The following is a 21,771-nucleotide window of genomic DNA, read 5'->3' on the forward strand; positions in this document are numbered from 1 at the left end:
TGTGAGCGATTCCCTCGCATCCGCGGAGCCTGCCTCGTCCGGGCCGTCCGTTGCGTCCGGAGAGCGGGCCTCGGTCGAGGAGCGGGGGGCGGGGCCATCCGGGGATGGCCTCGTCATCGGACACGGCACCGGACCGCGCCGCCTCGCCGTCGTGTACAACCCGACGAAGGCCGACGGGCTCGTGCTGCGCTCCGCTGTGCAGGGGGCGCTGAAGCAGGCGCGGAAGGCGGCATCCGCTCCCACCGATCGCGGATGGGACGACCCGGTCTGGCTCGAGACGACGGTCGACGACGCGGGGCAGGGGCTGTCCCGTCGCGCGGTCGAGGAGGGTGCCGATCTCGTTCTCGCCGCCGGAGGCGACGGCACGGTACGGGCGGTGGCGGCCGGCCTTCGCCAGACCGGGGTGCCGCTCGGCATCGTCCCGCTCGGCACGGGCAATCTGCTCGCACGCAACCTGGCGATTCCGCTCGGCGACGTCAGGGCCGGCGTGCAGCTCGCGCTCGACGGCGCCGACAAGTCCATCGACGTCGGTGTGGCCGAGCTGACGCGGGAGGACGGCTCCTCCAGCGACCACGTCTTCCTCGTGATGGCCGGCATCGGCATCGACGCCGCGATGATCGAGAACACGAGCCCGCAGCTGAAGAAGAAGGTCGGATGGCTGGCCTACGTGGACGGCGGGCTGCGGTCGCTGAACTCCCGCAAGTTCGCCATCCACTACCAGTTGCAGGGGCACAGCCGACACGCGGCCCACGTGAACAGCATCCTGGCCGGCAACTGCGGGGTGCTGCCCGGCAACATCGAGCTCATGCCGGAGGCCGCCCTCGACGACGGCGAGCTCGACATCGCCCTGCTCCAGCCGCGCACCGTGTTCGGCTGGCTGCTCATCTGGCGCACCGTCACCTGGGAGAACCGAGTGCTGCGGCGCACGGCGCTCGGCCGCAAGATCATCCGCTTCACGACCTCGGACAGGAAGCGCACGGTGAGCTACCTGCGGGGTGGATCGCTGCACGTCGAGGTCGAGAATCCGGAACCCATCGAACTCGACGGCGACGGATTCGGCACCGTCACCGGCGCACACTTCTGGGCGGATGCCGGTGCCCTCGTCGTCCGCGTTCCGCGCGACGCGTAGGCCCGTACGGCACCACCCGCCCGCATCCCGTTGCCGACCGGTCGCGGCGCGCACCCGCTCCCCCGGCGAAACCGCACGATGCGCGGTTCGGGTGCAGGCTGCGTCGCAGGATTCGACGTCTCGGCGACGTCAGCGCACGGCCTCCGCATCCTCGTCGGCGGCAACACGCCGTTGAGCCGTGATCGCGAACAGGAAGAACGGTGCCACCGCGCACGCCAGTCCGACCATGAGGAACACGGCGGGAAGGCCCTGGATGGCCCAGGAGACCTGCACCCAGAACGAAGGACGCACACCGACCGCACCCTGGGCCGTCTGCGCCTGGTAGAAGTGCATCTGCTGCGAGGTCGTGAAAGCGATGACGGCTGCGGACAACGCCAACGCCACCGCGGCGACGGACCACAGAAGGATCGTGGCACGCCGCGACCGCGCCCTCAGCGTGCGCCGCAGCGAGCTCATCGCTCCTCCCGCAGCCCGGGAGCCAGCAGTTGCACGACCCCCGTCGCGACCAGGGTGATGAGACCGATCGTCATCGTCGGACCGTACGCGTTCCAGGCGATGGCGGAGTACACCGTGATCCAGAAGTCCTGGTACTGCTGGCCGGCGGTGTCGTTGTCCGCCCAGATGCCGTAGGCGAGGCAGGCGACGCCGAGCGCCAGCAGGACTGCGCCGATCCACCACAGAGTGTTCAGCCATCGTCGCGCGCTCACCGCCGGGCTGCGGATCCAGGCGCCCCACAGCTCGGCTACGTCGTCGGACTCGGACTCGGCTTCCGAAGGTACCGCCGCGACAGGGCGGACCTCCCGCCATCCCGGGGCCGCAACCTCTACCGCAGCCGGATGGTCTCCTGACTTCGCGGACGTGGAGGGCGACGCCGTGGAGTCTGCGGCGTAGCCTCGCTGGAAGACCGGATCGAAACGCGGATCGAAACGCGGTGCGTCGTTGTTGTCGTGCGGCATCCGTCCTCCTCGACGTGCCTCAAGGTTGGCAAACTGTCGGGGATCCGGGCAATCTGCGTCTGCACCGGGGCTCACCGGCCGGTGCGGCTCATCCACATCGACGGATCGGCGAGCGGCTCGAATCCGAACTTGGCATACAACCCGTGAGCATCGCCAGTGGCCAACGCGATGCGCTTGAGCTTCAGCGGTTCGAGGTCCGCGACGACACCCTGGATCAGGCCGACGCCGATGCCGTTGCCACGCACCGCCGGATCTACGAACACGTCGCACAGCCACGCGAACGTGACCCCGTCGGTCACGACCCTGGCGTACGCGACCTGATCTCCTGTCGCGTCGTCGAAGACTCCGTAGTTGCGCGACGCATCCATCGCGGCGTCCTGCGTGGAGCGGGCGCGACCCGCCGCCCAGTACGACTCCTCGCTCAGCCAGCGATGCACCCGGTCGCGATCGATGTCGTCGGTGCGAGACGAGAAGCGGTAGCGGGCATCCATCGCACCAGGGTAGGCGCCCTCAGCCCTGCGGCTCGCCGTCGATCAGGCCGCGCAGCCAGTCGCGCGCCTCGATGAACACGTCGTCGGCGTATCGGCGGTCATAGGCGACGGTCTGCCGATCGGCCCGCGGATACGATCCCAGGAAGATGATGTTGGGGCTGAAGCGGAAAAGGCCGAGGAGGGCGTCCGCGACGCGCTCGTCGGTGACATGCCCGTCGGCGTCGATGATGAATCGGTACCGCCCGAACTCGTCGCCGATCGGACGGGACTCGATCAGGCTGAGGTTCACGCCGCGCGTCGAGAACTGTTCGAGCATCTCGACCAGGGTTCCCGAGCGGTCGGACGGCAGCTCGACGATGAGGCTGGTCTTGTCGGCGCCCGTCGGATCCGGGATGCCCGTGGTGCGGCTCACGAGTGCGAACCGGGTGACCGCGTTCGGATTGTCGATGATGTCCTCTGCGAGCACGACGACGTCGTGATGGGCGACGATCGTTGGCGGGGCGATGGCGGCATCCGCGGGGCTGGTCGGCCGACCCGTGTCATCCGTCTCCAGCAGCGAGGTCGCCGCGGCGACGTTGCTCGACGCCGGAATGTAGTCGTGCGCCGGAAGGTGTTCGCCCAGCCACGCCTTGCATTGCGCGTACGCGACCGGATGCGCGGTGACGGTCTTCACCTCGGCGAGCGCGACGCCGGGGCGGGCGACGAGCACAAATCCTACGGGCACCAAGTACTCGCCGATGATCCGCAGGCCTGGGATGGTGGCCAACGCGTCCTGGGTGGCGGAGACGCCGCCCTCGATCGAGTTCTCGATCGCGATCATGGCGGCGACGCTACGCCCGGTGACGACGTCGTCGAGCGCCTCCCCCACGTTGTTCACCGCGCGCCACGTCTTGCCCTGCGCCTGCGGCACCTGAGCGAGTGCGGCCTCGGTGAACGTGCCCGCCGGCCCCAAGAAGCTATAGATTTCCGAGGTCTCGAGCGGCGCATCCGACATGCGACGAGCCTATCGACCCGCTCAGCGCGGCCCGTCCGCCCACGCACCCCCTACCCTGAACGCATGCAGCCCAGCGACGCTTCGAACACGAAGCGACCGTTTCCGGCCTGGATACAGCGCGCGGTCTGGGCGATCGTCGACCTGCTCACCGATGCCACTCGCATGTTCCGCGGCGGTGCATGAGACTTGACCCCATGGCCGAACGCGCGGGCACCCCAGCCACCGAAGCAGATCTGACCGACATCGAAGCCCTGGTGAGGGCGTACTACGACCTGCATCCGGATGTCTCGGTGCCGGCGCAGCGCGTCGTCTTCGGCACCTCCGGGCACCGCGGCAGCGCGTTCGACACGGCGTTCAACGACGACCACATCGCCGCTACGACGCAGGCCATCGTGGAGTACCGCCGCGGACAGGGGACGACCGGACCCCTGTTCATCGGCGCCGACACCCACGCCCTGAGCATGCCCGCTCAGACCACAGCCCTCGAGGTGCTGGTCGCGAACGGCGTCGACGTGCTGATGGACGAGTACGACGACTACACGCCGACCCCGGCGGTGAGCCACGCGATCATCAAATACAACAAGGAGCACGGCGCGGACGACGGGTCGGGCCACGGGCTGGCCGACGGCATCGTCGTGACTCCGAGCCACAACCCGCCCCGCGACGGCGGCTTCAAATACAACCCGCCGCACGGCGGCCCCGCTGATTCGGACGCCACGAGCTGGATCGCGAACCGAGCCAACGAGATCCTCGCCGACGGTCTGCGCGATGTGAACCGTGCGGAGCCGAGCGGCGTCGCCACGTACGACTTCCGCGCCAACTACGTGGACGATCTGCGCAACATCATCGACATCGAGGCCATCAAGCGCGCGGGGATCCGCATCGGAGCGGATCCGCTCGGCGGAGCGAGCGCGCACTACTGGGCGCTCATCGGCGAGACCTACGGTCTCGACCTCACGGTGGTGAACCCCGTCATCGATCCGCAGTGGGGCTTCATGACGCTGGACTGGGACGGCAAGATCCGCATGGATCCGTCGAGCCCGTCGGCCATGGCATCCGTGCTGAAGCACAAGGACGACTACGCCGTGCTCACCGGCAACGACGCGGACGCCGACCGCCACGGCATCGTCACGCCCGACGGCGGCCTGATGAACCCGAACCACTACCTGGCCGTCGCGATCGACTATCTGTATGCGCACCGTCCCGACTGGCGAGCGGATGCCGCCATCGGCAAGACCCTGGTGTCGTCGTCCGTGATCGACAGGGTCGCGCACTCCCTGGGCCGCCGTCTCTGGGAAGTGCCGGTCGGCTTCAAGTGGTTCGTGCCAGGACTCGTCGACGGATCCGTCGGCTTCGGCGGCGAGGAGAGCGCGGGCGCCTCGTTCCTGCGACTGGACGGCACGGCGTGGACGACCGACAAGGACGGCATCCTGCTCGCCCTGCTGGCCAGCGAGATCACGGCAGTCACCGGAAAGAGCCCGTCGCAGCTGTACCGCGGCCTGACCGAGCGCTTCGGCGACCCGGTGTATCAGCGTGTGGATGCCGCGGCCAGCAAGGAGCAGAAGGCCAAGCTGTCGAAGCTCGACGGCGACGCGATCACGGACGACGAGCTGGCCGGCGAGAAGATCACCGCCAAGCTGTCCAAGGCCCCCGGCAACGATGCGGCGATCGGCGGCGTCAAGGTCGTCACCGAGAACGCGTGGTTCGCGGCCCGTCCGAGCGGCACGGAAGACGTCTACAAGATCTACGCCGAGTCGTTCCTCGGCGAGGACCATCTGAAGCAGGTGCAGGCGGAGGCCAAGTCGATCGTCGACAAGGCCATCGCGTAGCACGCGTCCGCCAGCGGGTCGCCCCTGGTTGAGCATGTCGAAACCAGTCCGCACCCCACCGGTACTCGAGCTCGTCGATCCAGCGCGCCCCAACCCCTGGTCGGGTTCGTCGAAACCAGCCCGCCCCAGCACGGGTTTCGACAAGCTCAGCCCGCCGCAAGCGCAAGGTGTTCGAGCACGACCCGGCCGACGGCATCCGGATTCTCGTCCAGCACGAAGTGCCCACCACGGACCGTGCGCACGCTCAGCACGCCTTCCCGTGAGCGCGGCGGCTTCATCAGCCAGGCGGGGATGTACCGATCGTTGTCGGCGGCCACGAGCAGCGTCGGGGTGGCGAACGACCGCGATCGGTCTCTGCGCAGGATCAGCCGCGGGATGTCGTGCGCGATGAACGCCGCATGCATCTTCTGTCCGGCCACGGATGTCTCCGGCACGGCCGTCGCATCGGCATAAGCGTCGACGAGCTCATCCGACCACACGGACGGATCCCGCGCATCCCGCCGCAGGAACCACGCGATCGTGCGCCGCCGCTTCTGCACCGCCACGCCGATGCCCGGTGCCTCGAAGAGCGCCGTGACCCACATGCGCCACGTGCTGGGCACGAGCCTGCGCTGCAGCGGCCACGGGTGCAGCTCGCCGATCGAGACGAAGCGGCCGACGCGCTCCGGTGCGTCCATCGCCATCCGGAAGCCGAGCCACGCGCCCCAGTCGTGGCCGACGACGTCGACGGTGGCCAGCCCGAGTTCGTCAAGCAGCGCGACGAGCGCGCGAGTGCGGGCGTCGGTGGAGTAGCCGATGCGGGAGGGTTCGCTCCATCCGAAGCCCGGGAGGTCGATCGCGATCACTCGGCGTTCGGCCGCCAGAGCGGGAATGAGGTGCCGCCAGGCGTACCAGTGCTGCGGAAACCCGTGCAGCAGGATGACCGGAGGTGCGTCATCCGCTCCGGCTTCGGCGACGTGCACGGCCGCCCCGAGCACCTCGACCGTGCGATGCCGCACGCCCGCGACCTCCGGCATCGGTGGTCGGCCGACGGTGGTCTGGGGCGCGATGCCCGGACCGGACGCCGATGTCGACTGATCTCCCGGTACCGTCTCGCGCTGAAGTTGCGACCCTTGCTCGATATAGTCAGGCACATGACTACATTGCCCACGGCCGCCGAATCGGTCAAGGGCCTGACGAAATTCTCCTCTCGGCATAAACCGCTCGGAGATCTCATGCGCGAGGCGCAGCGCACCCTCGTGCTGCACCTGGAGCAGGCGCTCCGCGACAACGGGTACGACGACGTGGGCGTCCCGCACGTCTCGCTGCTGTCGCTGGTGGAACCGGATGGGTCGAGGCTCGCGGTCCTCACGCAGTGCGGCGGGCGAACGAAGCAGGCCTCGGCCGAGCTGGCGGCCCATCTCGTGAAGCGCGGCTACCTGAGCCTTGCGCCGGATCCGAGCGATGGACGCGCCAAGCTCTACCGGTTGACGCCGTCCGGCGAGCGCCTCCTGAACACCGGCGTGACCATCGTCAGCGACTACGAGCAGTGGCTGGACAGAGTCCTCGGCGCCGGCGGCGTCGACCACCTCCGCACCGCTCTCACCACGATCATCGCCCACCGCTGACTCCGATCATCGCCGCCCGCGGAACCCCCGGACGGCCACCAAGCCAATAGCCGCCCGTTCCCACAACAGGACATCCGCCCGAAAACGGGCCAATTCCTCCTGTTCCCAGCAAGACAGCGCGACCCGTCCTGTTTCACCCCCGCCCCGCCGCTGCAGTTTCGGCGGCAACCGCGCAAAGCACAGCCGGCGCAAGGCGCCGTCCGCTCCCCACCCACCATCTGGTTGTCGCGCACATACAGAGCGGGGTCGGGAAGATCCGGATTTCGATCGCTGGCACCGGGTCGGGCGGGAGCCGCGCGTCCAGCGCCGGCGGGGGAATGCGATCGGAATCCGGATCTTCCTGACCCCGCGACCCCCTTGAACGCCGAAGCGAGCCGAAGGCAACCCTTCGACTCGCTTCGCTCGCGGATGCAGCTCGTCAGAGCCCTGCGGACCTTCGGTTACGAGATCTTCTTCCGGTAGATCACCTGGGCGAAGACGTACGCGACGACCAGGATCCCCACCATCCACGCGAGTGCGATCCAGATGTCGCTGCCCACCGGTTGCTCGGCGAACAGGGCACGGATCGTGTTCACGATCGGCGTGACCGGCTGGTTCTCGGCGAACCAGCGCACCGGTCCAGGCATCGAATCGGTCGGCACGAACGCCGAGCTGATGAAGGGCAGGAAGATCAGCGGGTACGAGAACGCACTGGCGCCGTCCACCGTCTTCGCGGTGAGGCCAGGGATCACGGCCACCCAGGTGAGCGCGAGCGTGAACAGGATCAGGATGCCGGCCACCGCGAGCCACGCCCCCACGCTCGCGCCGGTGCGGAAGCCCATCAGGAAGGCGACTCCGAAGACGACCACGAGCGAGATCACGTTCGCGACCAGTGAGGTCAGCACGTGCGACCAGAGCACGGATGAGCGCGCGATCGGCATGGACTGGAACCGTTCGAAGATGCCGCCCTGCATGTCCTGGAACAGCCGGAAGGCGGTGTAGGCGATCCCGGAGGCCACGGTGATGAGCAGGATGCCGGGCAGCTGGTAGTTCACATAGTTGTCGGAGCCGGAGTTGATCGCCCCGCCCAGCACGTACACGAACAGCAACATCAGAGCGATCGGCGTGATCACCGTCGTGATGATGGTGTCGAGGCTTCGCGTGATGTGTTTGAGCGTGCGCCCGGTGAGCACGGCCGTGTCGCCGAAGAAGTTCGCCCCGCTCGACGTCCGCGGCCCCGCGGACAGGTGGGTCGTCGTTGTCGTGGTCATGATCGTCGCCTACTTCTCGTTCGCGCCGGCGGTCGCACCGGTCTTGGTGGAGTGATTGCTGGAGTCGTTGCCGGCGTCGGCACCCGCCGACTCGTCGCCCTTGTCGCCGACGATCGCGAAGAACACGTCCTCGAGGGTGGGCTGCTTCTCGACGTACTCGACCTTCGCCGGCGGGAGCAGCGCCTTGAGTTCCGTCAGGGTGCCGTTCACGATGATCCGGCCCTTGTGCAGGATGGCGATGCGATCGGCCAGCTGTTCTGCCTCGTCGAGGTACTGGGTGGTGAGCAGCACGGTGGTGCCGCCGTCTGCGAGCTCCTTGACGGCATCCCAGACCTCGATGCGCGCCTCGGGGTCGAGGCCGGTCGTGGGTTCGTCGAGGAAGATCACCGGCGGGTTGCCGATGAGGCTCATCGCGATGTCGAGCCGGCGGCGCATGCCTCCCGAGTAGGTGGACACCTTGCGTCCGCCCGCGTCGGTGAGCGAGAACCGCTCGAGCAGGCCGTCCGCGACGCCTCCAGGGTTCTTCACGTGACGCAGCTGCGCGATCAATACGAGGTTCTCGCGTCCGCTCAAGATGTCGTCCACGGCCGCGAACTGCCCCGTCAGGCTGATCGAACGCCGCACGTCCGCGCCCTGCTTGAAGACGTCGAACCCGTTGACGGTTGCCGTGCCGCCGTCGGCGTGCAGCAGCGAGGACAGGATGCGGATGGCCGTGGTCTTCCCCGCCCCGTTGGAGCCGAGCAGCGCGAAGATGCTGCCGCGGGTCACGTCGAGGTCGACGCCCTTGAGCACGTCCACTTTGCCGTAGGACTTCACCAGGCCCTGCACGTGGATCGCAGGACTCTGGACTGCGGTGGTTGTCATGGTGGTTTCCTTCTCGTTTCGGTCTTTCGTGGTTGTGGTGTTCGTGTTCCGGTCGCCCTTTCGGGCGCGACGAATACCGCCCGGGTGGGCGCTCTTTCGTGTGGATGCGGTTTGTACCGGTGCGGTCTGCGCCCGGTGGGGACGGGCGCAGAATCAGCTCAGCCGAGCGGTCGCCGGATGGTGATCGAGGAGTAGTCGGCGTGTGCGGTGACGGCGACCCTGCGGTCCGTATCGACCGGAGCGGATGCCGACTCCAGCTGATTGCGCACCTCGCCGTGCCGAGAGGCGATGTCGAGCCAGGCCGCCGTTCCTTCCGGGATGCCGACCTCGATGGATCCGTACCCGCCGTCGATCTTCACGTCGCCGGTGCCGACGCTGTCGATCCGCACTTCGCCGTGGGCGCACTTGATCTCGGCGGATCCGTTCAGCTGCTCGATGAGCACGTCACCGGTGACCGCCTTCACGGTGAGCGGTCCCTCGACCTCGCCGAACACCGTGTTGCCGGTGGTGTTCTTCACGTAGCCCTCGCCGCCGAGCGTGCCGACGCGGACGGATCCTGCGCCGTTCGTGACCCGCAGCGGCCCGGCGACACGTCCCGCCTGGATGGCCCCCGCACCGCTGTGCAGCGTGGTCTTGCGCGCCCGGTCGACGCGCAGCTCGCCGGCTCCGGTCCGCAACGAGCAGTCGCCGAGTTCGCCCTCGGTGCTGATGCTGCCCGCGCCCACCTTGCCATCGACGCTGGATCCCGTGGGCACGGTGATGTCGACGATGATCCGCGGGCTGCCGCTGAACCATGTGTAGTAGCGCAGCGTGCGAGCGATCCGCAGGCCGAGCACACCGTCGGCGTACTCGACGTTCACCTCGCCGAGGGCGCGCACGTCGTCCTTCTTCGTCGGATCCGCCGCCTTGATGGCGACCGTGGTCGTGGTGGTGTCGGCGGCCGTGATCCTCAGGGTGACCACGACGAGCAGGTCGAGTGCCACCTGAATCGGTTGCGGTGTGTCGTACTCGGTGTTCATGAAGTCTCTCCTCTGTGTCGTCGAGGTCTGTGTCTGGATGGAAGCCGTGGGGCCCGGGCTGTCCGATGCCGACCGCACGCCGCTCACCGCACCCATCCGGTGACGCGCTTGCCGTTCGTCTCGAATCCGGCGGTGCGACGCGTTCCTCCGTCGAGCGTGGCCGCGATGGCCCGCACCAGCCAGGTGTTCACGGAGACACCGGCGTGCGCCGCCGCCGCCTCGACCCGGGACTTGAGCTCGTCCGGCAGCCGCAGCGTGGTGCGGGTGGTGGCACCCTCCTCCACGTCGACGGCCGACGGCGAGACGGGAGCCGCGGATGCCGTTGGCTCGGCGGGCGCATCCCATTGCGGCGCCTGCGTGACGACGAACTCGGGTTCACGTCCGCGCAGCCGCACGTCGACGGATCCGGGCGTGAGCTCCGCCGTGATCTCGGCGGCAGCAGCGCCCAGCGCTTCGAGCAGCACGAGCCGCGCCGCGGCATCCAGCGCCGTGGTCAGGCGCCCTGCCGTCTCGCGGGTCTCGTCGGTTCCCGCCGCGGCCGCAGCCGCCAGCTGTCGCTGCAGTTCATCGACGTACGTTCCCAGTTCCATGACACCAATATGACACCACTATGGTGTCACGTCAAGAACATCGAGGAAATCGGATGACACCACGTGGTGTCACGCGACGTCAGACGCGCATCGCCGGCGCCCGCTGACCCGCTACTTCGTAGGCGTCGGGCTGGCCGTCGGCGGCAGGGCGACGTGCCAGAAGTGTCCGCTCGCCTGCTTGTACTCCTTGTCGAGCACGTAGTCCAGGTCGCGGTACTTGGTGTCCTTGTTGTGGCCGGCCATCTTGATCTCGACGTGCTTCTTGCCGTCGACGGTCGTGTCGATCACCTTGCTCACGATCTCCACGTGGTCGTACGAATCCGTGCCCTCCCACGAGAACACGACGATGTCGCCGACCGCGATCTTCGACCGCTTGTCCAGCGGATACTCCGTCAGCCCCAGCGTCTTCGCGTTCGCCGCGAAATAGTTGTCCATCGCGGGCACATAGCCCCAGGCCGGGCTCCAGTCCGCAGCGGCGTCGTGGTTGTACCACTGGTCGTTCATCTTCCAGCCCCGCGCGATCAGCGTCTGGCTCACGAAGTTCGCGCAGTCGCCGCCCACCGGGTTGAGATCGCCGTAGACCTTGGTGTTGTAGTCGTTCCAGTGCGCCATGGCGTAGTCGTACTGCTTCGCGATCGGCTCCGGCAGCGGGGCAGGGCCGGCCGAGCATCCGGCGAGCGCGAGCACCGCGATCACGGAAAGAGCGGATGCCGCACGCCACCGCCCGCGCTTCGTGAGTGTGTTCTGCGCCATGCTCTCGACGGTACAGAGGCCTCGCTGTGCATCCGCCCAGGCGTTCCGATCGCGCACGGATGCCCAGAGGATCTCAAGGATCGCCGAAGCCCCCGCGCGTGGCCGGAGCCGCCCGGATCGCGTCAGCCCGGATACGTCTCCCCGCCCGGCACGGCGAAGTACTCCTCGAGGGTGGTGACGCCGGTGTCGTGCAGCTGCGTCGCGAGTGGCACCCCGACGTATCGGAAGTGCCACGGCTCGTACGTGAACCCTGTCACCGGCACCTTGTCCGCCGGATACCGCAGCAGGAACCCGAAGCGCCACGCGTTCGCGGCCAGCCACGTGCCTTCCGGCAGGTCGCCGAAGCAGGCGTCGAGCGAGCACTGTCCGGATGCCGCGCTGATGTCCACGGCAAGCCCTGTCTGATGCTCGCTGTGGCCGGGGCGGGCGGTGTCGGTGTCCGCGTAGGCGACGCCGTTGGATGCGACGTCCTCGTTGTACACGGACACCTGCGTCGAGTACGAGCGGTATCCGCTCTGCAGCGTGAGCGAGAGTCCGGCCTCCGACTTCGCCGCGGCGAAGAGCGCGACGAGCGCATCGGACACCTCGTGTCGCACCGGCTGGCCGTTGATGTCGGGAACCGGTGGCTGCACCAGATCCGGCGGAACGTAGTCGACAGGGTCGAGCGCGCGCTGCTTGTTGACGACGACCCAGATGCTCGACGGGTCATCCTGCGACTGCGCAGCCTTGTCGAACGTCGGCGTCGGGGTTGGAGTCGCGGTCGGCGGATTCAGGGAGACCGCGACGGCGTCCGCGGTGTGCGAGGGTCTCGGGCGGGACGCGCGGCCCGCGTGCGCTGCGGCGTCCGCGGAGTCGTGGTGCAGGGCGGCACCCATTACCCACGCTCCAGCAGCGAGAGCGAGCACGGCGACCGCGAGGGCCGAGCTGATGACGCCGACCTTGGCGCGTCGTGATCCCACCCGACGAGCGTATGGGGGCCGTGGGAGTCAATCCGCGGGCTTTCAGCCCCCAGTGCGAGGGTCGTGCTGCCGCCAGGGCGAGTCGGATCCCCTCCGCCGCGGCGCTACCGCGTGAGGTGCCAGAAGTGGCCGGTCGAGCCGGGGTGCTGCGTCGTGATGGTGGTGTCGAGGTCCCGGTAGTCGTAGTCGTCGTTGTGGCTGGCCATGGAGATCTTGTACTGGCCGTCCACCACCTCGATCTTGTCGACGACCTGGGTGTGGTCGGGCGAGGTGTCGTCGCCCCAGAAGAAGATGGCCACGTCGCCGAGCGCCACCTTGGCGCGGTCGGCCTGGCTGGCGAAGTCCAGCTTCTCCAGGCCCAGGCTCGACGCGTTGTCGGAGAAGTACTGGTCCATCGCGGGCACGTATCCCCATGCCGGGCTCCATGACGACGCCGCGTCGTGGTTGTACCAGTCGTCGTTCATGGTCCAGCCGCGCGCGATCAGCGTCTGGCTCACGAAGTTGGCGCAGTCGCCGCCATCCGGGTTCAGGTCGCCGTACTCCGCGGTGTTGTACGAGTTCCAGTGCTGAAGGGCGTACTGCATCTGTGCCGCGACACCACCCGCCGAGGTGTACTGCAGCGCGTTCGGCTTGGTCGCCAGCACGGATCCGCCGCGACCGAGCAGGCTCACCGCCACCGATCCCGGCTGGTAGTTCGCCGCAGCCGGCGCTATGGCGACGACCTTGTCCGCGCTGGCGGAGCTGACCGCGACCGTCGTGTCGCCGAACGTGACCTGCTCCACGCCCTGGAGGCCGACACCGTGGATCGTCACCTGCTGGCCGAGCACCGACGTCTGCGCGGGAGCGATGGTCGAGACAGCGGGCTTCACCGTGGCGGATGCCTTGGGCACGGCGCTGCGCTGCGCTGCGCCGACGACGGTCGACGTGCATCCTGCGAGAAGCAGAGCGGATGCCGCGACGAACCCTCCGAGGACCGCCCTGCGGTTCACCTCGCCGCCGCGACCCAGGCGCGCCGCGCCCTGGCGCCTCTGCGGCGCGGGGGTTCCAGCGACGGCTCCGAGGGAGACGTCGAATTCGTCGGACGGATGGCTGAAGTCGTGGCGGGGCTCAGACATGACCTGCAAGACGGTACGCGCCTTGCCTAAGCCCCGCCTGGCAATCCGCGATGGATCGGTGCTGTAGATCGCGCGCGCGGGCGGCGCAACGGATCGACGCTGTCGGTCGCGCGTGGGTGATCAGACGAATGTGCGTGTGTGACGACGACCCGAACATCCGCGACGCTCAGACGAGCAGTGAGTTCGCCCCCGGCGAACGGCGCCGAACGGATGCCCGGGACGTTCGACGTACGCCGCACCCGGGCGTAACGTTGCAGTCACCGCAAAAATCTCAGCATCGAGCCAACGACGGCGGATACGGTCGTTCGGCTTGTCTTCGCTCTCGCACCCCTCCTCACATCGCAGAACGCTCGGCTCGTCGAGCAGAAGTCCGGGGACCATGTCAGAAGCCGCAACGCCCGCGTCGGAGCAGTCCGCATCCAGAGCCCCGATCATGTCGCACAGGCAGATCCTGTTCGTGATCTTCGGCCTGATGGCGGGCATGTTCCTCTCCGCACTCGATCAGACCGTCGTCGGAACGGCCATCCGCACGATCGGCGACGATCTGCACGGACTCAGCCAGCAGGCCTGGGTGACCACGGCCTACCTGATCGTGTCGACGATCGCGACGCCCATCTACGGCAAGCTCTCCGACATCTTCGGCAGACGACCGCTGTTCATCATCGCGATCGTCATCTTCGTGATCGGCTCGATCCTGTCGTCGTTCTCGACGTCGATGATCGAGCTGGCGGCGTTCCGCGCCATCCAGGGTCTCGGCGCCGGTGGTCTGATGTCGATGCCGCTGGCCATCATGGGCGACATCCTCGCCCCGCGCGAGAGAGCGAAATACCAGGGCTACTTCCTCGCCGTCTTCGGCATTTCGAGCGTCGCAGGCCCGCTGATCGGAGGGCTCTTCGCTGGCGCGAACCAGATCCTCTGGATCGCCGGATGGCGCTGGGTGTTCCTCATCAACGTGCCGATCGGCATCATCGCGCTGATCATCGTGATGGCGTTCCTGCACGTGCCGCATCATCCGCGCGACTCAGTGCGCATCGACTGGTGGGGTGCGACGGGCGTCATCGTCGCGCTGGTGCCGCTACTGCTCGTCGCGGAACAGGGTCGCGACTGGGGCTGGGCGAGCGCCGGTTCGATCGCCTGCTACGTGGTCGGCGCGATCGGCATCATCGGGTTCATCATCGTCGAGATGCTGATGAAGGATGACGCGCTCATCCCGCTGAAGCTCTTCCGGTCGTCCACGTTCTCGATGGCGACCATCATCGGCGTGCTCGTCGGATTCGGCATGTTCGGCGCCATGCTGACCCTGCCGTTGTACCTGCAGCTGGTGCTGGGGGCGTCGCCGACGGAGAGCGGCCTGCAGCTTCTGCCGATGATCCTCGGCCTGATGATCGCGTCGATCGCTTCCGGACAGATCATCGCCCGCACGGGCCGCTACCGGCAGTTCCCGATCATCGGAACGCTGCTCCTCTCCGGCGGATTCTTCTGGCTCACGTTCCTCACGTACGACAAGTCGTACTGGTTCATCGCGGGCGCCATGCTGCTCATCGGTCTCGGCCTCGGCCAGCTGATGCAGACACTGACGATCGCGAGCCAGAACTCGGTCGGGCTGAGGGACATGGGCGTCGCGACCAGCGCATCCACATTCTTCCGGCAGATCGGCGGAACCCTGGGCACCGCTGTGCTCATCTCCCTGCTGTTCACCGTGATGCCTGCCAACATCCAGAGCTCGTTGAGCGACAAGGCCACCCTGACGGCCGCGCTGGACGCCGCGTTCGACCCCGCGGTCGCCACTGCGCCCGAGAACAAGGGGATCATGAACACGATCTACACACCGATCGTGAAGAACGCGACCGCCGAGACCCAGAAGGGCCTCCAGACGAAGGTCGACCAGGCGAAGGCACAGGGCGCCGCGCAGGGCAAGGACGCGGCCGTCGCGCAGGTGCAGGCGAAGGTCGACGCCGGCCAGATCCCGCAGGACGAAGCGGCCGCCGCGGAGGCTGCCGCCGCGACGGCGGGTGCCGCGGCGGGCGAGAAGGCCGCCCTCGCACAGGTCACTCCGGCCATCCAGAAGGCGGTCCCCGTCGCGCGCGTGTCATCGGACGGCACTGTCACGCTCGACTTCTCGAACGCCAGCGAGCGCAACGAGTTCGTCGACACCCTGGTGCCGACCATTCAGAAGCAGCTGGAGAAATCCGGCGGCTCATCCAAGGTGAGCAGCAACGACATCAACGACACCTCGTTCCTGAAGAATGCGGACCCGCGGCTCGCCAAGCCGTTCCTCGTGGGCTTCAACGCGTCCGCCGTGACGGTCTACTGGGTCGCGATGTTCGTCGTGCTTCTCGCGTTCGTGCTCAGCCTCTTCTTCAAGACGCCGCCGCTGCGTGCGAAGTCCGCACTGCAGGAGGCTGCGGACGACGAGGCGATCAGGGCGGTCGAGGCCGCGGAGGAGACCGGATCCCTGACACTCCCGGATCTCGAGCCGGACGCCGACCTGATCCCGAACGGCACGGGCCTGCCGGCTGAGCACGGACGTCACGCCGTGGCATCCGCAGCACAGGATCCGACGACGGGGACGACCGCTCACGTCGACTCCACGACGTCTGCAGCCAAGGGCCACGGACGACACACGGCGCACCCCGGGGAGGTCGCAACGCCGTAGCCGCACCCCAACCCTGCGATCGACGGATGCCGCGAGCCTGCTTGGCCCGCGGCATCCGCGTCTCTCCCCGTTGCGCTCTTCGAGCGGTGTGTCACGTGGTTCCGCCGTTGCTCGCCGGGAAAGCGCGATCGGCGTCATCTCGGGGATGAGAGCGCGTTCACGATCTGCCGCTCCGAGTCGCCAGGAAGCCGGAATCGCGATAGGTTCGCAGGCGGGGAAAGGATGACATGAGCGTGAAAGCAGCGGCACAGGCGCCGACGCTGGAGATGGTGGCGGCACGAGCGGGCGTCTCTCGAGCGACGGTGTCGCGCGTCGTCAACGGATCCCCCAAGGTCAAACCGGAGCTCATCGACGCGGTCAACGTGGCCATCGCGGAGTTGAACTACGTGCCGAATCGCGCTGCGCGGTCGCTGGCCAGCCGCCGCACGGATTCGATCGCTCTCGTCATCCCCGAGTCGACGTCGCGCGTGTTCACCGATCCGTTCTTCGCAGCGATCATCCAGGGCGTCGCGATGCATCTGACCAACACGGATTACACGCTCGGCATCGTCGTGGCGTCGGAAGCGAATCCGGACAAGACCCGCCGCTACCTCACCGGCGGCAACGTCGACGGCGCGCTCGTGGTGTCGCACCACTCGGGTGACCACTCGTACGCGCGGCTCGGACGCACCGTGCCCGTGGTGTTCGGCGGACGTCCGCTGCACGACGACGACAACGACAGCTACTACGTCGACGTGGACAACATCGAGGGATCCCTGATCGCCACCCGCCACCTCATCGAACGCGGACGCCGGCACATCGCGACCATCGCCGGCCCCGCCGACATGCCCGCGGGATTCGACCGCGAGCTGGGCTGGCGTCGTGCGATGACAGAGGCCGGGCTCGACACCTCGCTCATCGAGTGGGGAGACTTCTCGCCGGCTTCCGGCGCGATGGCGATGCGGCGACTTCTTGCCCGGCGCACGCCGATCGACGCGGTGTTCGCGGCCAACGACCAGATGGCGCTCGGTGCGTACACCGCGATCGCGGAGTCCGGGCTGAGCATCCCCGATGACATCGCCGTCGTCGGATACGACGACGATGCGCTGGGCTCGGCGGCCTCCCCCGCGATCACGACGATGCACCAGTCGAGCAGCGAGCTCGGAGCGGCCATGGCCGACAAGCTCGTCGCCATGATCGAGGGCAAGCCCGTCGAGCACGCCACCATCCTCGAAACGCGCCTGATCGTCCGCGGCTCCAGCTGACCAGCGCCCCCGCCTCCTCCTCCCCGAGAGTGCCCGTTCCTCCCCCCGAGAGTGCCCGTTCCTCCCCCCGAGAGTGCCCCTTCCTCCCCCCGAGGGTGCCCGTTCCTCCCCGCGAGAGTGCCCGTCCCTCCCCCCCGAGAGTGCCCGTTCCTCCCCCCGAGAGTGCCCGTCCCTCACCCCGCGAGTGCCCGTTCCTCCCCCCGAGAGTGCCCGTCCCTCCCCGCGAGAGTGCCCGTCCCTCCCCGCGAGAGTGCCCGTTCCTCCTCTCGAAGGTGCTCGTCCCTTCTCTCGACAGGGCTGGTGCTTCCTGGGACCTGACGTCCACTCCGGCACCCGCACGGGAGCGACGCTGCTCCCGAGAGCTGCGGTGCGGAGGGACGAGCGATCGTGAACTTGGAAGGTGGCCGAAACTGATCCTGACGACCGTTCGCCTGGTCTGCGAGATCGCGGTCACGGCCGTCGGACGGCCGGCACCTGTCCGTGGCCGGTCGCAGCGTAGGCTGATCGCCGCGATGAGAAAGCCCGGCGAGCCTTCGACCGTCTCCCTGTTGCTGGCCGCGACGGGCAGGGCGTACTTCACGATCGCGTTCATCGCCCGATTCCCGTACGCGATGATCGTCGTCGGAGTCCTCACGTTGATCGTCACCGTGCGAGACTCACTTGCGCTCGGCGGGCTCGTGTCCGCGTGCGTCGGCCTCGGCACCGCGGCGGTCGGCCCGCTGATCGGAGCCGCCGCGGACCGCTTCGGCCAACGACGGGTCATGCTCGTCGCCGGGATCGCCAATGGCCTCACACTGCTGCTCATCACCTGGTGCGCATCCGTCTCGCCCGATCCGGTCGTCCTCCTGATCGCGGTCCTGGTCGGTGCCACCGCCCCGCAGGTCTCCCCTCTGTCGCGCAGTCGGCTCGTCGGCATCATCTCGACCCGGATGCCGTCGGCCCGCCGCGCGAGCATCCTCAACTCCGTCTTCTCGTATGAGTCGGCTGCCGATGAAGTGACGTTCGTCTTCGGGCCGGTGCTCGTCGGCGCCCTGGCGACGACGATCGGACCTCAATCCGCGGTGATCGGTGCAGCCCTGCTGGAGTTCGTGTTCGTGACGGCATTCGCGGTGCATCCGACGAGCAGGCTCGCCGCCCACGAGTCTGCGGTGCCGCACCGTGAGCCCGTGAGCACTCTGCTGCGTCCCCACCTGCTTGTGCTGGTCGTCGGTGCCACGGCCGTGGGGCTCTTCTTCGGGGCGATGTTGACGTCGCTCACCGCCGTCATGGGGGTGCTCGGCAGTGCCGACCAGTCGGGACTCGTGTACGGCGCCATGGGTGTGGGATCCGCCGCCTTCGCGCTCGGGGTGGCGCTGTTCCCCGCGAGGTTCACGCTTCGCGCGCGCTGGCTGACGTTCGCCATCGTCCTCGTCGTCGGCGCTGCGCTCTTCGCCGCGCTGAGCGCGACGCTCGGTACCGTCATCGCCGCACTCTTCGTTGCGGGGATCGGTGTCGGCCCGACGCTCGTCACGCTGTACAGCCTCGCGGCGTTGCGCAGCCCGGCCGGACGCTCCGCGACCGTCATGACCATGCTCGGATCAGGCATCGTGGTGGGGCAGGCCGCGGCGTCCGGGATCGTGGGGGCCGTGGCATCGGCCACTTCTGCCACGACGAGCGCATACGCGCCCGCGATCGCGGCACTCATCGTGCTCGCAGCGGCACTCCTGAACTGGCCGCTGAGTCGCGTTCGGATGGCGCGGGGCTGAGTCGCGTTCGGACGGCGCGAGGCAGAGTCGCGTTCGGATGGCGCGAGGCAGAGTCGCGTTCGGACGGCGCGAGGCAGAGTCGCGTTCGGACGGCGCGGGGCAGAGTCGCGTTCGGACGGCGCGAGGCAGAGCTGCGTTCGGTCGACGTAGGGCTGAGTCGCGTTCGGCCGGCACGAGGCAGATCTGCGTTCGGTCGGCGCGGAACCGGGTCGCGCGAGCCCTGCCACGCCCCCGGGGAAACCAAGCGCGAGAAGCTGCGCTCGGCAAGTACGCGGGTGCGGGCACCTCGCGACCACAGTCACGCGGAGGCGGAGTTGCACTTTCGCGGTCGAAGTCGTGCACCGTCACGGGCAAGGTCGTGCATCCTCGGGCGAAGTCGTGCCCCCTGGCGAGGAGATACGGGCACTCTCGCGAGGAGATACGGGCACTCTCGCGAGGAGATACGGGCACTCTCGCGAGGAGAATTGTGCACTCTCGAGAGGAGAATTGTGCACTCTCGAGAGGAGAATTGTGCACTCTCGAGAGGAAATGTGGGCACTCTCGGGGGCAGAGGAAGGTGCGCGGGCGATCGGTCAGCGGAAGGTGACGTCGGGGAGACGGGCGAAGCGCGTGCGCATCACGGCGATGGCGTCCGGGTTGCTGTCGACAAGGACGAAGCGGCGCTCGAGCGCCGCCGCCACGGCTCCCGTGGTGCCGCTGCCCGCGAAGAAGTCCAGCACCCAGTCACCGGGGCGCGAGGACGCCTGCACGATGCGTCGCACCACCCCTTCGGGCTTCTGGGTGGGGTATCCGGTCTTCTCGCGACCGGTGGTCGTGACGATGGTGTGCCACCACACATCCGTCGGGCGTTTCCCGCGGGATGCCTTCTCGGCCGTGACGAGACCGGGCGCCATATAGGGCTCGCGGTCGACGGCATCCGAGTCGAACACGTAGTTCTTCGGGTTCTTCACGTACACGAGGATCGTGTCGTGCTTCGCGGGCCACTTTCGACGTGATTTCGCGCCGTAGTCGTATGCCCAGATGATCTCGTTGAGGAACGACTCGCGACCGAACAACGCGTCCAGCAGCACCTTCGCGTAGTGCGCTTCCCGGTAGTCGAGGTGCAGATAGAGTGTGCCGTCGTCGGCGAGCAGGCGCCAGGCCTCGACGATCCGCGGTTCGAGGAACTCCCAGTAGTCGTCGAAACGGTCGTCGTAGCGCAACAGATCCCCGCGGATGCGTTGATACGAGCGCCCCTGGAACCCGGCCACGGATCCGGCAGCCTCGCTGCGCACCGCCGTCACCGTGCGACGCTCCTGGCGACGTCCGGTGTTGAACGGCGGATCCAGGTAGATGACTGTGAAGGCGGAATCCGGAAGCGACGGCAGCACCGTCATGTTGTCGGCCTCGAATACCGTGTCGGGCGACGCGGGCGTCCAAGGTTCGGGCATGCGTCAATTCTGCCGTCCCGCGGCATCCCTCGTTTGCAGCAGGTCGGTGCAAGAGTGAGTTCCCCGGCTGGCTGCTTCCGCCCGATGTGGGGTGGTGGCCCAGCGGTGGTGTCGGTCGGCCCCTACGTGAGCCTTCCTGCGGCGGACAAGGCGATAAGGACCAGCAGTTGCGGACCCCGCAGCGCGAACCGGCCGGAGCGCATGGATCACGAAGTCGTGACATCCGAAAGTCCCGTCAGCCGCTCCTGCGAGTTGGCCAGGTGCACCCGCATGGCGGCGCGGGCGTCGTCCGGGTTCCGCCTGGCGATGGCTCGGTAGATGTTCTCGTGCTCGACCGCAACCAGGTGGAGATGCCAGAGCGGCTCTGAATCCGTGGACATCGACAGACGTTCGCGCGGCGCCGCGATGGCAGCGCGACCGAGTGAATCGAGAAGCTGCACGAAGTATCGATTGTGCGACGCGAGCGCCACGCTGCGATGGAAGTCGAAGTCTGCCGCGACGGATGCCCCTGGCGAATCGACCTCGTCGGCGAACCTCGCGAACGCGTCTCTGACTCCCGCTGTTCTTCGGGCATCCGCTCGCCGCGCGGCGAGCGCGGCAGCCTCGGTCTCGAACCCGAGTCGGAAGTCGAGGAGTTCGAGGAAATCCTCGACGGTGCGCGCTCCGGACGCGTCGACCGCGAACGGCACTGCGCTCGGCACGGCGAGCACGAACGAACCGCGACCCTGTTGCGTCTCCACGAGACCCTGCGCGTTCAGCCGCGACATCGCCTCCCGAACAACCGTGCGGCTCACGGCATGGATGCGTACCAGCTCAGTCTCGGTCGGCAGCCGTTCTCCCGCGCGAAGCTCCCCAGAGCGGATGCTCTCGGTGAGACGGCGGACGAGTTGCTGCGCGAGTCCCTCGGGCGCGGAGCGATCGATGGGATCGACCATCGCGAAGTCGACGGGGCCGATGCCGGACCGCGACACGCCCGGTGCGTCCGCACCCGACTTCACACCGGCGCGCGACTTCGACGTCTCGGGCGTCTTCTGCGCTTTGCCTTCAGAACTCGACGCTTTCCCCGCAGGACCCGGGGTTTTGTCGTCCGGACCCGGGGTCTTGTCGTCCGAACCTGGGGTCTTGTTACCCGAACTCCGC

General features: G+C 68.0%; 20 protein-coding genes. 6 read left to right on the forward strand and 14 right to left on the reverse strand.

From position 1 onward, the window contains the following. The first annotated feature begins 1 nt into the window (after position 1). Positions 2–1,129, forward strand: coding sequence for a diacylglycerol/lipid kinase family protein (locus tag ACX9R5_RS01690; protein WP_459407279.1), 1,128 nt, complete (start codon positions 2–4; stop codon positions 1,127–1,129). 129 nt (positions 1,130–1,258) lie between these two features. Here the strand turns inward: ACX9R5_RS01690 and ACX9R5_RS01695 are convergent, their stop codons facing one another. The 4 genes from ACX9R5_RS01695 to pheA form a co-directional block, all read right to left on the reverse strand. Then, positions 1,259–1,585, reverse strand: a complete 327-nt coding sequence (locus ACX9R5_RS01695; protein WP_459407280.1) for a hypothetical protein — start codon at positions 1,583–1,585, stop codon at positions 1,259–1,261. Continuing rightward, positions 1,582–2,085 carry a hypothetical protein gene (locus tag ACX9R5_RS01700; protein WP_459407281.1) on the reverse strand — a complete coding sequence of 168 codons (504 nt, stop codon included), beginning with the start codon at positions 2,083–2,085 and terminating at the stop codon, positions 1,582–1,584. The genes ACX9R5_RS01695 and ACX9R5_RS01700 overlap by 4 nt, the downstream gene beginning before the upstream one ends. A gap of 71 nt (positions 2,086–2,156) precedes the next feature. Further along, positions 2,157–2,576 (reverse strand): GNAT family N-acetyltransferase, encoded by a 420-nt coding sequence (locus ACX9R5_RS01705; protein ID WP_459407282.1) that lies wholly within the window; start codon positions 2,574–2,576, stop codon positions 2,157–2,159. Positions 2,577–2,595: 19 nt separating this feature from the next. Further along, the gene (gene pheA, locus ACX9R5_RS01710) at positions 2,596–3,570 is read right to left on the reverse strand and encodes a prephenate dehydratase (protein ID WP_459407283.1); all 975 of its coding nucleotides are present in this window, start codon (positions 3,568–3,570) and stop codon (positions 2,596–2,598) included. Between the two features lie 194 nt (positions 3,571–3,764). Here pheA and pgm point away from each other — a divergent pair, with 194 nt between their 5' ends. Next, positions 3,765–5,399 (forward strand): phosphoglucomutase (alpha-D-glucose-1,6-bisphosphate-dependent), encoded by a 1,635-nt coding sequence (gene pgm, locus ACX9R5_RS01715; protein WP_459407284.1) that lies wholly within the window; start codon positions 3,765–3,767, stop codon positions 5,397–5,399. A gap of 146 nt (positions 5,400–5,545) precedes the next feature. Here pgm and ACX9R5_RS01720 read toward each other — a convergent pair whose 3' ends face one another. Beyond that, complete coding sequence (locus ACX9R5_RS01720; protein ID WP_459407285.1) at positions 5,546–6,532, reverse strand: alpha/beta fold hydrolase; 987 nt, start codon at positions 6,530–6,532, stop codon at positions 5,546–5,548. On the opposite strand from ACX9R5_RS01720, the gene ACX9R5_RS01725 reads away from it, so the two are divergent. After that, the gene (locus ACX9R5_RS01725) at positions 6,533–7,006 is read left to right on the forward strand and encodes a MarR family winged helix-turn-helix transcriptional regulator (protein ID WP_459407286.1); all 474 of its coding nucleotides are present in this window, start codon (positions 6,533–6,535) and stop codon (positions 7,004–7,006) included. It begins immediately after the preceding gene. A 440-nt stretch (positions 7,007–7,446) separates the two neighbouring features. On the opposite strand, the gene ACX9R5_RS01730 is transcribed toward ACX9R5_RS01725, so the two are convergent. The 7 genes from ACX9R5_RS01730 to ACX9R5_RS01760 all read right to left on the reverse strand — a co-directional run bounded on the left by ACX9R5_RS01730 (position 7,447) and on the right by ACX9R5_RS01760 (position 13,556). After that, positions 7,447–8,256 (reverse strand): ABC transporter permease, encoded by an 810-nt coding sequence (locus ACX9R5_RS01730; protein ID WP_459407287.1) that lies wholly within the window; start codon positions 8,254–8,256, stop codon positions 7,447–7,449. A 9-nt stretch (positions 8,257–8,265) separates the two neighbouring features. Continuing rightward, positions 8,266–9,120: an ABC transporter ATP-binding protein gene (locus ACX9R5_RS01735; protein ID WP_459407288.1), complete on the reverse strand. Its 855-nt coding sequence runs from the start codon at positions 9,118–9,120 to the stop codon at positions 8,266–8,268. 158 nt (positions 9,121–9,278) lie between these two features. Continuing rightward, a complete protein-coding gene (locus ACX9R5_RS01740) occupies positions 9,279–10,139 on the reverse strand; it encodes a DUF4097 family beta strand repeat-containing protein (protein ID WP_459407289.1) in 861 nt (286 codons plus the stop codon). Positions 10,140–10,222: 83 nt separating this feature from the next. After that, on the reverse strand, positions 10,223–10,729 hold the full coding sequence (locus ACX9R5_RS01745) for a toxin-antitoxin system HicB family antitoxin (RefSeq protein WP_459407290.1): 507 nt from the start codon (positions 10,727–10,729) through the stop codon (positions 10,223–10,225). Positions 10,730–10,840: 111 nt separating this feature from the next. Then, on the reverse strand, positions 10,841–11,482 hold the full coding sequence (locus tag ACX9R5_RS01750; RefSeq protein ID WP_459407291.1) for an amidase domain-containing protein: 642 nt from the start codon (positions 11,480–11,482) through the stop codon (positions 10,841–10,843). Between the two features lie 122 nt (positions 11,483–11,604). After that, on the reverse strand, positions 11,605–12,441 hold the full coding sequence (locus ACX9R5_RS01755) for a M15 family metallopeptidase (protein WP_459407292.1): 837 nt from the start codon (positions 12,439–12,441) through the stop codon (positions 11,605–11,607). 104 nt (positions 12,442–12,545) lie between these two features. Beyond that, positions 12,546–13,556, reverse strand: coding sequence for an amidase domain-containing protein (locus tag ACX9R5_RS01760; protein ID WP_459407293.1), 1,011 nt, complete (start codon positions 13,554–13,556; stop codon positions 12,546–12,548). Positions 13,557–13,935: 379 nt separating this feature from the next. On the opposite strand from ACX9R5_RS01760, the gene ACX9R5_RS01765 reads away from it, so the two are divergent. The 3 genes from ACX9R5_RS01765 to ACX9R5_RS01775 all read left to right on the forward strand — a co-directional run bounded on the left by ACX9R5_RS01765 (position 13,936) and on the right by ACX9R5_RS01775 (position 19,201). Beyond that, positions 13,936–16,212, forward strand: a complete 2,277-nt coding sequence (locus ACX9R5_RS01765) for an MDR family MFS transporter (protein WP_459407294.1) — start codon at positions 13,936–13,938, stop codon at positions 16,210–16,212. 227 nt (positions 16,213–16,439) lie between these two features. Beyond that, the gene (locus tag ACX9R5_RS01770) at positions 16,440–17,456 is read left to right on the forward strand and encodes a LacI family DNA-binding transcriptional regulator (RefSeq protein WP_459407295.1); all 1,017 of its coding nucleotides are present in this window, start codon (positions 16,440–16,442) and stop codon (positions 17,454–17,456) included. Positions 17,457–17,968: 512 nt separating this feature from the next. Then, the gene (locus ACX9R5_RS01775) at positions 17,969–19,201 is read left to right on the forward strand and encodes an MFS transporter (protein ID WP_459407296.1); all 1,233 of its coding nucleotides are present in this window, start codon (positions 17,969–17,971) and stop codon (positions 19,199–19,201) included. 572 nt (positions 19,202–19,773) lie between these two features. On the opposite strand, the gene ACX9R5_RS01780 is transcribed toward ACX9R5_RS01775, so the two are convergent. Continuing rightward, the gene (locus tag ACX9R5_RS01780; protein ID WP_459407297.1) at positions 19,774–20,631 is read right to left on the reverse strand and encodes a DNA-methyltransferase; all 858 of its coding nucleotides are present in this window, start codon (positions 20,629–20,631) and stop codon (positions 19,774–19,776) included. Between the two features lie 206 nt (positions 20,632–20,837). Beyond that, positions 20,838–21,566 (reverse strand): FadR/GntR family transcriptional regulator, encoded by a 729-nt coding sequence (locus ACX9R5_RS01785; RefSeq protein ID WP_459407298.1) that lies wholly within the window; start codon positions 21,564–21,566, stop codon positions 20,838–20,840. Between the last annotated feature and the right edge of the window lie 205 nt (positions 21,567–21,771).

The organism is Rathayibacter sp. CAU 1779, from assembly GCF_054551755.1.